Raw genomic sequence first — 12,756 nt, forward strand, 5'->3', positions numbered from 1 at the left:
GGTGCGCGAACAGTTCGATACGCCGATCGGCCGCTTCGAAGGCATCGAGGAACCGCTGGCGCGCATCGCCGGCAAGACCTACATGATGAGCGCGACGCGCACGCTGACCTGCGGCGCGCTCGATGCGGGCGAGAAACCCGCCGTGCTGTCGGCGATCGCGAAAGCCTATCTGACCGACGGCATGCGCGAGGTCGTCATCGACGCGATGGATATCCGCGCCGGCTCGGCGATCCAGAAGGGACCGCGCAACTCGCTCGCTCGCGCCTGGGACGCGGTGCCGATCGGCATCACGGTCGAAGGCGCGAACATCCTCACGCGCTCGATGATCATCTACGGCCAGGGCGCGATCCGCTGCCATCCGTTCGTGCAGAAGGAGATCACCGCGGTTGCGGACAACGATCTGAAGAAATTCGATGCCGCGTTGTTCGGGCATGTCAATCTGGTCGTGCGCAATGTCGTGCGCGCGAAGTTGCTCGCGTTCACCGGCAGCCGTCTCGCGGCCGTGCCGCAGGTGCAGGACACTGCGCGCTACTACCAGCATCTGTCGCGCTTCTCCGCCGCGTTCGAGCTCAGCTCGGACATCGCGATGGGCACGCTCGGCGGCTCGCTCAAACGCCGCGAAAAAATTTCCGGGCGGCTCGCCGATGCGCTGGCGAATCTGTATCTCGCCTCGGCTGCATTGAAGCGCTATCACGACGAAGCCAAAACCACGGCGAACTACAACCTGGTCTGCTGGAGCGTGGAGTTGTGTCTGTACCGCCTGCAGGAAGCGCTGCGCGGCGTGATCGAGAACCTGCCGACGCGCACTGCCGCATTCATCCTGCGCCTGGCGATCTTCCCGCTCGGCGCGCGCTTTCGTCCGCCGTCGGACAAGCTCGGCGCGCGCGTCGCGCGCGACATCCTCGAAGATCGCGAGGCGCGCATCAACCTGACCGAGGATATCTTCGTGCCGCCGCCGACCGAAGTCGGTCTGGGCGCGCTCGAAGCCGCGCTCGACAAGGCCGTGCGCGCGATCCCGATCGAAACCAAATTGCGCGACGCAGTGCGCGCCGGCCAACTCGATCGCGCGCCGGGCTATATGCTCGACGAAAAGGGCCTGGAGGCCGGCGTCATCACCCAGGCCGAGTACGACTTGCTGCAGGAGGCCGAAGCCGCGCGCAACGAGGTCATCGCGGTCGATGCGTTCGATCCGGAAACGTTCAAGAACCTGCATTGATTGCTGGCAATGCCACTCTGCTGCGACAGTAGCGAGCCAGTCTTGTCTCAGTAAATCGCTTTCTCAGCATTTGAGAAACACGGCGAGTTAGAATCGCGTCGTATGGAACTTACGCAATCCTCGCAAATGGCAGACATCGAAGCGCGTCGGCTCAATGCGACGCTGGGTTTAGGCCATGATCACCGGGCCGCTTATGGCCAATTCTTCACACCACAAACCGTGGCGCGATTTATGGCGTCGCTTTTCGATTTCGATGATGTCCCGATCGAACTGCTCGACCCCGGCGCAGGTATCGGATCGCTGACCGCTGCATTCGCTCACGCAGCAGGGAAACGAAAAATCCATGCGTCGTGCTTCGAGATCGATGCTCACTTCCAATCCGATCTGCGCAAGACGCTGCAAGACCTGCCAAACGTGAACGCCACTGTGTTGGCGCTCGATTTCATCGAAGCCACCGTGCGCAAGCTGACTCTCGATGGTCGCAATGCCTACACCCATGTCATAGCCAATCCTCCGTACAAAAAGATCGGGACAACCTCTCTCGCCCGCCGGCTTGTATCGAAACTTGGACTGGAGACGTCCAACCTCTACGCAGCCTTCATGGCCTGCGCGATCGCGCAAAGCGCACGCAACGCACAAATCGTGGCGATCGTCCCACGCTCTTTCATGAACGGCCCATACTTCAAGGCATTCAGATACTGGCTTCTAGACCGCGTAGCGTTGGTACGCATCCACTTGTTCGATCGCCGGGATATGGCCTTTGCCGACGACAAGGTGCTCCAGGAAAACGTGATTCTGAAAATGGTCGCAGGTGGCGAGCAAGGGAATGTCGTCGTTTCGTCATCGGCAGACGACAGTTTCGCGGACTTGCACGAACACGTCCTGCCGTTCGATGAAATCGTCACGCCGGGCGATGCCGACCTTTTCATTCACGTACCGGCGCCGCGTGCCCCCCGCTCGTTGACACTGAAGGGCGGATCCTTGCAGGAACTCGATATCGACGTGTGCACTGGACCCGTCGTCGATTTTCGCTTGCGCGAGCATTTGCAGTCGCAGCCGCTGGAAGGCAGCGTTCCCATGCTCTACGCCGCGCACTTCAGCGGCGGCCTGCAATGGCCACGCGATGGACGCAAACCAAACGCGATAAGCGTAAACGCACAGACGCGGTCCTGGTTGATGCCGAATGGCTGTTATGTCGTTACGCGACGATTTACATCCAAAGAAGAGAAACGCCGCATCGTCGCCCATGTGTTGCCGGCAAATGCTTTACCTGGTGAACGTCTCGGGTTTGAAAACCACCTCAACGTATTCCATCGTAGTCGGCACGGACTTCCGGAAAGCGTTGCCAAGGGGTTGTGCGCATACTTGAACTCGCAGGCGGTAGACGACTACTTTCGTACGTTTTCCGGTCACACTCAAGTCAATGCAACCGATCTGCGCCGTCTGAAATACCCATCGATTTCGGAATTGGAAGCGATGGCCAATGTATAAGAAAGTCAAGGAGGCATTGCAGATTCTGACCGCGCTCGACATGCCGCGCGCGCAACTGAATATGCGATCGGCACTCTGCCTGCTCGCCATCTGCGGCTTGAAGCCGAAGACGCCTTGGAGCAATGCCTCTGCGCACCTCATCGGCATTACTCCGATCATGGAGTTTGCAGCCGAGCACTACATGGATCGCCCTTATGCGGCCAATACACGCGAAACGATACGACGTCAAACCATGCATCAATTCTGCGCGGCCGGAATCGCTCTATACAACCCGGACGATCCCGGGCGGGCCGTGAATTCTCCGAAAGCCGCATATCAAATTAGTCCGGAAGCACTGACTTTGATCCACAGCTTTGGCAGCGCGCAATGGAAGCAGAATCTTTCGGGCTTTCTCAAGCGCAATGGCAGTCTTGCAAGGAAATATGCCAGGCCGCGCAAGCTAGCCAGTGTGCCGGTGAAAATCGGTGGTGGGCTCACGATCCAGCTTTCGCCCGGCCCGCATTCGGACCTGATCCGCAAACTCGTTGAGGAATTCGCGCCGCGTTTCGCACCCGGATCCACGTTGATCTACGCTGGAGACACAGGCGACAAGTGGGGCTTTCTGGATAACAACGCGCTTGCAGCACTAGGCGCGGAACTGGACAGCCATGGCAAGATGCCAGATGTCGTGATTCACGATACCGCCAAAGGGTGGATCCTGCTTTGCGAAGCCGTCACCAGCCACGGTCCCGTCAATGCCAAGCGCCACGAGGAACTCAAGCGTCTGTTTTCCACGGTACGCCTCGGGCTGGTGTTCGTCACCGCATTCCCCACGCGCAAAGTCATGAGCAAGTATTTGAACGACATTGCTTGGGAGTCCGAGGTCTGGTGTGCCGACGCTCCGGATCATCTCGTTCACTTCGATGGCGAGCGATTCCTCGGACCTTACGAGTAATACGAGTTTCAGATGATGACAGGCCACTGGTACTTCGATTTCATTTCGCCGTTCTCATACCTGCAACTGGGCAAGGTGCTGGGCTGGCGCGAGCGGTTTGAGATCACGCCCGTGCCGATCATGTTCGGTGCCGTCCTCAAGCATCAGGGCAATCTGGGCCCCGCCGAAATCCCGGGGCGGCGCGAATTCACCTACCGCTTCGTGCAATGGCAGGCCGAACAGGCCGGCATCGCACTGCGCTTCCCGCCCGTGCATCCGTTCAACCCGATGACCGCGCTGAGGCTGTGCATCGCCGCCGGCACGAGCTGGGAATCGATCGCGGCGATTTTCGATCACCTCTGGCGCGACGGCAACGCCGGCGCAAATGCCACTGAACTTGCCGAGGTCGGTCGCACGCTCGGCATTGAAAATGTGGAAAATGCAACAAATGACGCAAATATCAAGAACGCATTGCGCGCGAACACGGAAGGCGCGATCACGGCCGGCGTATTCGGCGTGCCAACGCTGCGCATCGGCGCCGAGCTGTTCTGGGGCAACGACACGGCGCCGATGATCGAGGACTGGCTCGCGCATCCGGACCGTTTCGACAACGCCGAATATCGGCGCATTGCGAATCTGCCCGTGGGTATCGAACGCCGGCGCTGATCTTCAAGGACGAGCGCCCCCTTCCGGCTGCCGCCACCTTCCCCCGCAAGCGGAGGAAGGAATCAGTCCACGATGCTTTCGGTTTCCCTTCCCCTGCGCAGCGGGGAAACATCGGCAGGATTGCCGATGTTTCCAGCGAATGCTGCCCGCAGGGCGAGCCATATGGACATGGCGAGTACAAGATGCCGAAGGCGGATGGGGGCTGCTACGCCTATACAATGCGCGTTCGTTTGATCCATCAACGCAACAATGACCCCCATCAACACCGAACGCGTACCCCTGCTCGAACTCAATGACGCGCGCCTCATGCGTGGCGGCAACGAAATCCTCTGCGGCCTGTCGCTGCGCATCGAGCAGGGCCAGCACACGGCGATCCTCGGCCCGAATGGCTCGGGCAAATCCTCGCTGGTGCGCATGATCCATCGCGACGACTACCCGCTTGCGCACGCGCCGGAGCGTCCTGCGCCGATCCGCCTGCTTGGGCGCGAGCGCTGGGATGTATTCGAGCTGCGCAGGCTGATCGGCATCGTCTCCGGCGATCTGCAACAGCGCCTGGTCGGTGACGATCTGGTCGATGCGCTCGATGCGGTGATCTCGGGCTTCTTCGCCAGTCAGGTGCTGTCGTTCAATCACGCGGTCAGCGCGGAAATGCGCGCCGCCGCGCGCAGCGCACTCGAACGTCTCGGCGCCGTGCATCTGGCCGCGCGCCGCTTCTCTACCCTGTCGACCGGCGAGGCGAGGCGCGTGCTGATCGCGCGTGCGCTGGTGCACGATCCGGGCGCGCTGCTGCTCGACGAACCGACCACGGGCCTGGATTTCGTCGCCCAGCGCACCCTGCTCGAAAGCCTGCGTGAGCTGGCGCGTGCGGGCACGACCCTGATCCTGGTCACCCACCATCTGGAGGAAATCCTGCCCGAAATCGAGCATGTGATCCTGCTGCGCGGCGGGCGCGTGTTCGCCGCCGGCACGAAGGCCGACATGCTGCGTTCGCTGGTGCTCAGCGAGCAGTACGCCGCGCCGATCCGCGTGCGCAGGGATCATGGCTATTTTCATGCCGAATTCGATCATTGACGACAGATGCAACGCGCCCGCCGCTGCGCGTAGAATCGCCCCCATGCCGCCGCGCCTTCTCGTTGTCGCTGTTCTGATAGCCGCTTTCGCCGCGCGCGACGCCGGCGCACGCATCGTATACAAATGCGCAAATGCGCACGGCGACATATCCTTCCAGGACAAGGCCTGCGCCAAGGGTGACCACGAGACGGCGATCGACGTCGGCGCACCACCGCCACCTCCCGCTGCCGCGCCCGCCGCAGCACCGGTCGCCGCCGCACCCGCGGCCCCACCGCCACCACCCGAGCCGCCGCCGCGCAAACCGTTGCCGCAACTGTGGATGTGCACGCGCGCGGAGGACGGCACGCAATACGTCAGCCAGAATGGTTCGCCGCCGAGCCGGCTCGTTCCGGCCGGCATCTTGGGCTATCCGCCGCAGAGCCTGGCCCAGGTCTACGGCCCGGGTGGCGGATCGAGCAAGGCGCCCGCGCCCGCCAACGGACGCAACGCGATGGCCGGGGATTATGTCGAGGTCCGCGATGCGTGCTCGCCGGCAAGCCCCGCGCAGACCTGCACCTACCTGCGCGGCGAGCTCGACGCGGTCGACAAGAAACTGCACAACGCGTTCAAGGACGATCGCACCGTACTCGAGCCGCGTCAGCAGGAACTGCGCGACGATCTCGATGGTTGCTGATGTTCGAAGGGGCACGACGCGAGTTAAGTTAGCCCGGTTCGATTCACGCCAGGAATAACCAGAGCGGCTCATTCCGAGGCGGCTGAACATCGGGGAGAGGGACATGAAGGGTTTGACGCGTCATCTGTATTTCTGGGTGCTGATCGGCATCATTCTCGGCGGCCTTCTGGGCTGGCTCAATCCGCAACTCGGCGCCGGCATGAAGTGGCTCGGCGATCTGTTCATCAATCTGGTGAAGATGCTGATTTCGCCGGTGATCTTCCTCACCGTCGTGCTCGGCATCGCCGGCATGGCCGACATGAAAAAGGTCGGCCGCGTGGGCGGCAAGGCGCTGCTCTATTTCGAGATCGTCTCGACCTTCGCGCTCGCGCTCGGCCTGATCGTGATGAACCTCGTGCAGCCGGGCAAAGGCTTCAACGTCGATCCCGCCACCCTCGATGCGAAATCCGTCGCCGCCTACGCCAAGCAGGCCGGCGAGCAGAACACCACCGATTTCATCCTGCACATCGTTCCGAAGACTTTTGTCGACGCCTTCACCGCCAATGGCGACCTGCTGCAGGTGCTGGTGATCGCGATTCTGTTCGGCTTCGTGCTGTCGCGCCTCGGCGACAAGGGCAAACCGGTCTTCACCTTTCTCGAAGTGGCGTCCAAAGTGCTGTTCGGCATGGTCAACCTGGTGATGAAAGTCGCGCCGCTCGGCGCATTCGGCGCGATGGCGTTCACGATCGGCAAATACGGGCCCAAGAGCATCGCCAACATGGCTGCCCTGGTCGGCACGTTCTATCTGACCGCGGCGTTGTTTGTGATTATCGTGCTCGGCACGATCGCGCGCTTTACCGGGTTTTCCATTTTCCGCTTCATCAATTACATCAAGATGGAACTGCTGACCGTGCTCGGCACCAGTTCGTCGGAAAGCGCACTCGTGCCGTTGATGGAAAAGCTCGAGAAACTCGGCTGCTCCAAATCCGTGGTCGGCCTGGTCGTGCCATCGGGATATTCGTTCAATCTCGACGGCACCAATATCTACATGACGATGGCGTCGCTGTTCATTGCGCAGGCGCTGAATATCAACCTCAGCCTCGGCCAGCAGCTGTCCCTGCTTGCGGTGGCGATGCTGACCAGCAAGGGCGCATCGGGCGTCACCGGCGCGGGCTTCATCACGCTCGCCGCGACCCTGGCCGTGGTGCCGGGCATTCCGGTCGCCGGCATGGCCCTGATCCTCGGCGTCGACCGCTTCATGAGCGAATGCCGCGCGCTGACCAACTTCATCGGCAACGGCGTTGCCACGATCGTCGTGTCGAAATGGGAGAAGGAGCTCGACAGCGATCAGTTGCAACGCGAACTGTCGGACCCGGGCTTTATCGAGGCGGCGGAAGTCGCCTGAGACCGCGCCGGGCGCGGCGCGCGCGGCTGCGCGGGCTTACTCGAAACGATTCCCCGCTTTGCCCGCAGCGCCCGCGTCGCCGCCGTCCACATCGTCGAGCGACCCCGGCGCGGGCGCATCGGAGTCGCGGCTATCGTGCGTGCGCAGATTGCCGCCGTGCTCGCTGCGCTCGACCTGCTTCTGCCAGCGCGTCTTGATCGGATTGGCCGCCTCGGCGGATTCGGCCGCAAGCAGCAGCGCCGCCTTGCGCTCGTCGGGCAGATCGGCCCAATGGCAATTGGCGAGCGCGCCCTCGAGCGCGTAGAGCAGGTTGAGACTCGGCCGGAAGCCGGCGCGCTTGACCTTCATGAACGCTTCGACCGCGCCGAGACGCACCAGATCTTCCTGCGTGCGCACGCCGACCTGGCGCAGCCACGCGGCCGACTTCGGGCCGACATTGCGGATTTTCTGCGCCCCGGTTTTGTCCGTGGTCGTCTTGTCCACCATCTGCTCTCCAGGGCGGCTAGCGATCGCCGCGCAGCGAATCCAGGTATATTTTTGCCAGTTGTTCCATGCCGGCGCGGTCATCGTCGTCGAAGCGCTCGGGCACCGGGCTGTCCACATCGAACACGCCGAGCAGCGTATCACCCTGAAACAGCGGCACGACGATTTCCGAGCGCGATGCCGCATCGCAGGCGATATGACCCGGGAATGCATTCACATCGCGCACGACCTGGGTGCGCCGTTCCGTCGCAGCGGTGCCGCAGACGCCCTTGCCGAGCGCGATGCGCACGCAGGCCGGTTTGCCCTGGAACGGGCCGACCACCAGTTCGGTACCGTCGAAAAAATAGAATCCGCTCCAGTTGAGTTCGGGCAGCGCGCCGTAGACCAGCGCGGAAAGATTCGCCGCGTTGGCGATGCGGTCGTGCTCGCCATGCAACAGGCCGCGCGCCTGCTCGGCAAGCTCGGCGTATTGCTCGGCCTTGTCGGTGGCGCGCAATGCAGTGGCGGTAAACATGCTCGATTCCGGATTGAATGCGCCTATTCTAGCGCAGCGCAAGGCTTTGCTTTGGGTACGCCAGCACCTATCCTGCGTCGGAATTCGAGAATCGATCGCCCGACCCATGCCGAAACCACCAACGCTCGACAGTGCGATGCGCGTCCGCCGCCATGAGCCGACCCGGCTCGAAGGCTTTGTCGACGCCGCATTTGCGTTTGCGGTCACGCTGGTGGTGATCTCGTTCGGGCATATGCCGCAATCGGTATCCGAGATGTTGCAGGCGCTGCGCGGCCTGCCCACCTTCGCGGCCTGCTTCGCCCTGATCGCACGCATCTGGTTGAGCCATCGCAACTGGAGCCGTCACTACGATATCGACGATACGACCACGACAGTGCTGAGCCTGATCCTTGTATTCTTCGTACTGGTCTATGTCTATCCCTTGCGCCTGTTGTTCGCTCTCATGTTCGCCTCGGTCAGCAATGGCTGGCTCGTGGACCAGCCGGTGGACCTGCACAGTTATTTCGAGCTGCGCGCTGCTTTCGTCGTCTTCGGGCTTGGTTACGCGGCGATCTGGATCGTCCTTGCTTTGCTCTATCGGCATGCGCTGAAACTGCGCACGACGATCGGACTCGACGACGCCGAAGTGCTGGCGACACGATTGCGTCTCGCCCTGACCTGTTGGTTCTGTGCGATCGCCTTCCTGTCGATCGCGCTCGCTCTGTTCCTGCCGTTCGAAGACAGGCCATGGACCACCTCAATGCCGGGTGCGATTTATCTCTTGATCATTCCCATCGCGAGGCTGCTGAAACGCGGCTACGGCCGGCGGTTTGCCGAGCTTGCACCCGGTGCGGTCGCGTCGTGAACCGCGGCGTCTACATCACCGGCACCGATACCGGCGTCGGCAAGACCGTGGTCGCCGCATCGCTGCTGGCCGCGTTGAATGCGCTCGGCGTGCGCGCGCTCGGCATGAAACCGGTCGCCAGTGGCTGCGCCATAACGCCGCGGGGTCTGCGCAATTCAGATGCGCAGTTGTTGATTGCGCACAGCGCGGGCGCGCCCGAGTACGCGCTGGTCAACCCCTATGCGTTTGCCGACCCGATCGCACCGCATCTGGCCGCCGCCGATGCCGGCATCGAAATCGAGATCGGGCGCATCGGCGCCGCATTCGACGCATTGTCCACAATGTCCCAATTTACCGTCGTCGAGGGCGTCGGCGGCTGGATGGCGCCGCTCGGGCCCGTGTTGATGCAAAGCGCACTGGCGCAGGTTCTGCGCGTGCCGGTGATTCTCGTCGTCGGCCTGCGTCTGGGCTGCCTCAATCATGCGTTGCTCAGCGCGCGCGCGATCCAGGCCGATGGCTGCGAACTGCTGGGTTGGGTTGGCAACTGCATCGATGCGGATATGTTGCGCGTCGACGATAATCTGGCCACGTTGCGCGCGCGACTGGGATCGCCGTGCCTGGGTGTACTGCCATATTCCGAGCGCGCAGACGCCAGCGAACTCGCAACCCATCTCGATGCCGCATGCGACTGGCTTTCGATTCACGCGCCGGGGCCCGACTGACACATGCCAGGGCGCGCTGCCGGCGCTGGCGCGACTGATCAAACTGGTAAACTGCCCATTCCACCCACGCGCGGAGTTGCCGATGGCAGGCATCAATCAGTGTTTCTATCTGGTCATTCCCGATCTCGCCCATGCGCGCGGCAAGATTCAGGCGCTGTCGTTCGACGGCACTTCCGCGGAAAGTTTCGCCAGCGAACTGCAGGCCGCGCTGCGCGCGCCGTCGCTGATGCAGCGCTGGCGCGCGATGCAGCCCGACCCGGATGCGGTTGATGACGCGCTCGGCGCCTGCGATCCACAGGCCAGCGTCGTCGCCCGGCAATCCGATCTGCACACCACCGCCCAGGTGACGACCATGCTGTCGTATGCGCTGCTCAAGCACCGCCTCGGCCTGCTGATCGGCGCGCACTGGACCTTGCGCGACGTCCACGCAGCCTGACCCGCGACACGCGCCCTCTAGGCCAAACGGCACATGCTCAACGCAATGCAGCATCGCTATGGTGATCGTTCGTCCCATGCTGGCGCGGCTTGCGCGCCGCCCATTTTTCCCAGCGAGTCCCTGACCGAGGAATTCCCTACATGCTACGCATCCGACCTTTATTTCTCGCCATGACCATCGTTCTCGCCGCCTGCGCGCAAGCGCCACAGAAAGCCGAGCCGGCGAAACCCGCCGCCACCACGGCGCCAGTCGCCGCAAATCCGTTCTTCAGCGCGAGCACGCTGCAATATCAGGCGCCGCCGTTCGACAAGATCACCGATGCCGACTACCAGCCGGCGATCGAGGAAGGCATCAAGCAGCATCTCGCCGAAGCCGAGAAGATCGCCAATCAAACCGCAGCGCCGAGCTTCGACAACACGATCGTGGCGATGGAGCGCGCCGGTGCGCTGTACGTGCGTGTGACCAAGGTGTTCGATGCGATCGCGCAGGCGAACACCAACGACACGCTGCAGAAGATCCAGGCAGAAGAAGCGCCCAAGCGCGCTGCGCACGACGACGCGATCTATCTCAACGCAAAGTTGTTTGCCCGCGTGAAGACTATCTACGACCAGCGCGCGCACCTTGACGCCGAGTCGAGTTTTCTCGCCGAGCGCTATTACCTCAAGTTCGTGCGCGCCGGCGCGAAACTCTCCGCGGCAGATCAGTCGACCCTGCGCGAATTGAACAAGGAAGAGTCGACGCTGCAAACTGCGTTTCAGAACAAGCTGCTGGCTGCGACCAAAGCCGGCGCGCTGGTGATCGACGACAAGGCCGAACTGGCCGGATTCGGCGAAGGCGATCTCGCCGCCGCGACCGAAGCGGCGAAGAGCCGCAAGCTCGAAGGCAAGTACGTCGTCGCGCTGCAAAACACCACGCAGCAACCTGCGCAGGTTTCACTGACCGACCGCGCCACGCGCAAGAAATTGTTCGAAGCCTCGACCGAGCGTGCCGAGCACGGCGATGCGGACGACACGCGCGCGACAATCCAGCGTCTCGCCCAGTTGCGTGCGCAGAAGGCCAAGCTGCTCGGTTACCCGACCTACGCCGCCTACAGCCTTGAAGACCAGATGGCGAAGACACCCGAGCGCGCGATCAAGCTGATGACCGACATGGTGCCGGCGGCCGTGGCCAAGGCCAAACGCGAAGCAGCCGGGATGCAGGCTCTGGTCAACAAGCAGAAGAGCGGCTTCAAGCTCGCGCCGTGGGACTGGCAGTTCTATTCCGAGCAGGTGAAGCGGAACGAATTCAAGCTCGACGATAGCGAGCTCAAGCAGTATTTCCTGCTCGATCGCGTGCTGCAGGATGGCGTGTTCTTCGCCGCCAACAAGCTTTACGGCATCACGTTCAAGGAACGTCACGACATTCCGGTGTACCAGCCCGACGTGCGCGTGTTCGAGGTGTTCGACAAGGACGGCACCTCGATGGCGCTGTTCTACGCCGACTACTTCAAGCGCGACAACAAGGCCGGCGGCGCGTGGATGGATACCTTCGTCGACCAGTCCGGCCTGCTCGGCACCAAGCCGGTTGCTTTCAACGTCTGCAATTTCACCAAGCCGGCCGCGGGCCAGCCCGCGCTGATCAGTCATGACGATGTGATCACGATGTTCCACGAATTCGGCCATGCCCTGCACGGCATGTTCTCGAACGTGAAATATCCGCTGTTGGCGGGCACCAACACGCCGCGCGATTTCGTCGAATTCCCGTCGCAGTTCAACGAACACTGGGCCGACGAACCGAGCGTGTTCGCCAACTACGCCAAACACTACAAGACCGGCGCGCCGATGCCCGCCGCGCTGATCGCGAAGATCAAGGCCGCCGGCACCTACGGCGAGGGTTTTGCGACGACCGAATACATTGCCGCAGCCTTGCTCGATCAGGCCTGGCACACGCTGCCCGCTGACGCGCCCAAGGAAGACGTGGACAAATTCGAGGCCGCCGCACTCAAGCGCTATCACGTCGATTACCCGCTCGTGCCGCCGCGCTATCGCACGAGTTATTTCGCGCACATCTGGAGTGGCGGCTATTCCGCCGGTTATTACGCCTATCTATGGACCGCGGTGCTGCGTGACGACGCGTTCTACTGGTTCAAGGAACACGGTGGCATGACCCGCGAAAACGGTCAGCGCTTTCGCGACATGGTGCTCTCGCGCGGCGGCACCGAAGAAATGGACGCGATGTACCGTGCCTTCCGCGGCCGCGATCCGAGCGTCGAGCCGCTACTGATCGAGCGCGGTTTGAAGCCGAAGAGCAGCAAGTCGAAATAAGCCTTGCATGTCCCGACAAACCGTCGCTCTGAGCGGCGGTTTGTTTTTTCGCAATCTGCCA

Annotated in this window: 13 protein-coding genes; 11 read left to right on the top strand and 2 right to left on the bottom strand. The window is 62.4% G+C overall.

The window, feature by feature from the left end:
- The 7 genes from VIE67_RS01550 to VIE67_RS01580 all read left to right on the top strand — a co-directional run.
- The coding region (locus VIE67_RS01550; protein ID WP_332022595.1) for an acyl-CoA dehydrogenase domain-containing protein at positions 1-1,216 on the top strand (1,216 nt) is incomplete at its 5' end.
- Between the two features lie 126 nt (positions 1,217-1,342).
- Positions 1,343-2,707: an Eco57I restriction-modification methylase domain-containing protein gene (locus tag VIE67_RS01555; RefSeq protein WP_332022597.1), complete on the top strand. Its 1,365-nt coding sequence runs from the start codon at positions 1,343-1,345 to the stop codon at positions 2,705-2,707.
- Positions 2,700-3,641: a BsuBI/PstI family type II restriction endonuclease gene (locus VIE67_RS01560; protein ID WP_332022599.1), complete on the top strand. Its 942-nt coding sequence runs from the start codon at positions 2,700-2,702 to the stop codon at positions 3,639-3,641. The genes VIE67_RS01555 and VIE67_RS01560 overlap by 8 nt, the downstream gene beginning before the upstream one ends.
- Before the next feature lie 12 nt (positions 3,642-3,653).
- A complete protein-coding gene (locus tag VIE67_RS01565; RefSeq protein WP_332022601.1) occupies positions 3,654-4,286 on the top strand; it encodes a 2-hydroxychromene-2-carboxylate isomerase in 633 nt (210 codons plus the stop codon).
- Between the two features lie 249 nt (positions 4,287-4,535).
- Complete coding sequence (locus VIE67_RS01570; RefSeq protein ID WP_332022603.1) at positions 4,536-5,357, top strand: ABC transporter ATP-binding protein; 822 nt, start codon at positions 4,536-4,538, stop codon at positions 5,355-5,357.
- A gap of 43 nt (positions 5,358-5,400) precedes the next feature.
- On the top strand, positions 5,401-6,030 hold the full coding sequence (locus tag VIE67_RS01575; RefSeq protein WP_332022604.1) for a DUF4124 domain-containing protein: 630 nt from the start codon (positions 5,401-5,403) through the stop codon (positions 6,028-6,030).
- 103 nt (positions 6,031-6,133) lie between these two features.
- Positions 6,134-7,414, top strand: a complete 1,281-nt coding sequence (locus VIE67_RS01580; RefSeq protein ID WP_414707244.1) for a dicarboxylate/amino acid:cation symporter — start codon at positions 6,134-6,136, stop codon at positions 7,412-7,414.
- A gap of 36 nt (positions 7,415-7,450) precedes the next feature.
- On the opposite strand, the gene VIE67_RS01585 is transcribed toward VIE67_RS01580, so the two are convergent.
- Both VIE67_RS01585 and msrC read right to left on the bottom strand, forming a co-directional pair.
- Positions 7,451-7,897 (bottom strand): TfoX/Sxy family protein, encoded by a 447-nt coding sequence (locus tag VIE67_RS01585; RefSeq protein WP_332022606.1) that lies wholly within the window; start codon positions 7,895-7,897, stop codon positions 7,451-7,453.
- 19 nt (positions 7,898-7,916) lie between these two features.
- Positions 7,917-8,411, bottom strand: coding sequence for a free L-methionine (R)-S-oxide reductase MsrC (msrC, locus tag VIE67_RS01590; RefSeq protein WP_332022608.1), 495 nt, complete (start codon positions 8,409-8,411; stop codon positions 7,917-7,919).
- 106 nt (positions 8,412-8,517) lie between these two features.
- Between msrC and VIE67_RS01595 the strand changes: the two genes are divergently transcribed.
- The 4 genes from VIE67_RS01595 (at position 8,518) to VIE67_RS01610 (ending at position 12,695) form a co-directional block, all read left to right on the top strand.
- Positions 8,518-9,255: a TMEM175 family protein gene (locus VIE67_RS01595; protein ID WP_332022610.1), complete on the top strand. Its 738-nt coding sequence runs from the start codon at positions 8,518-8,520 to the stop codon at positions 9,253-9,255.
- On the top strand, positions 9,252-9,956 hold the full coding sequence (bioD, locus tag VIE67_RS01600; RefSeq protein WP_332022612.1) for a dethiobiotin synthase: 705 nt from the start codon (positions 9,252-9,254) through the stop codon (positions 9,954-9,956). Before VIE67_RS01595 ends, bioD begins: the two co-directional genes overlap by 4 nt.
- A gap of 82 nt (positions 9,957-10,038) precedes the next feature.
- Complete coding sequence (locus VIE67_RS01605) at positions 10,039-10,392, top strand: hypothetical protein (protein WP_332022614.1); 354 nt, start codon at positions 10,039-10,041, stop codon at positions 10,390-10,392.
- 140 nt (positions 10,393-10,532) lie between these two features.
- On the top strand, positions 10,533-12,695 hold the full coding sequence (locus tag VIE67_RS01610) for a M3 family metallopeptidase (protein ID WP_332022616.1): 2,163 nt from the start codon (positions 10,533-10,535) through the stop codon (positions 12,693-12,695).
- The last annotated feature ends 61 nt before the right edge of the window (positions 12,696-12,756 follow it).

The organism is Rudaea sp. (assembly GCF_036560865.1).
Taxonomy (GTDB): domain Bacteria; phylum Pseudomonadota; class Gammaproteobacteria; order Xanthomonadales; family Rhodanobacteraceae; genus Rudaea.

Bases quoted from the DNA above. Each gene is read 5' to 3' on its own strand.
- VIE67_RS01555 (WP_332022597.1), top strand. From the start codon at position 1,343: ATGGCAGACATCGAAGCGCGTCGGCTCAATGCGACGCTGGGTTTAGGC.
- VIE67_RS01560 (WP_332022599.1), top strand. From the start codon at position 2,700: ATGTATAAGAAAGTCAAGGAGGCATTGCAGATTCTGACCGCGCTCGAC.
- VIE67_RS01565 (WP_332022601.1), top strand. From the start codon at position 3,654: ATGATGACAGGCCACTGGTACTTCGATTTCATTTCGCCGTTCTCATAC.
- VIE67_RS01570 (WP_332022603.1), top strand. From the start codon at position 4,536: ATGACCCCCATCAACACCGAACGCGTACCCCTGCTCGAACTCAATGAC.
- VIE67_RS01575 (WP_332022604.1), top strand. From the start codon at position 5,401: ATGCCGCCGCGCCTTCTCGTTGTCGCTGTTCTGATAGCCGCTTTCGCC.
- VIE67_RS01580 (WP_414707244.1), top strand. From the start codon at position 6,134: ATGAAGGGTTTGACGCGTCATCTGTATTTCTGGGTGCTGATCGGCATC.
- msrC (WP_332022608.1), bottom strand. From the start codon at position 8,411: ATGTTTACCGCCACTGCATTGCGCGCCACCGACAAGGCCGAGCAATAC.
- VIE67_RS01595 (WP_332022610.1), top strand. From the start codon at position 8,518: ATGCCGAAACCACCAACGCTCGACAGTGCGATGCGCGTCCGCCGCCAT.
- VIE67_RS01605 (WP_332022614.1), top strand. From the start codon at position 10,039: ATGGCAGGCATCAATCAGTGTTTCTATCTGGTCATTCCCGATCTCGCC.
- VIE67_RS01610 (WP_332022616.1), top strand. From the start codon at position 10,533: ATGCTACGCATCCGACCTTTATTTCTCGCCATGACCATCGTTCTCGCC.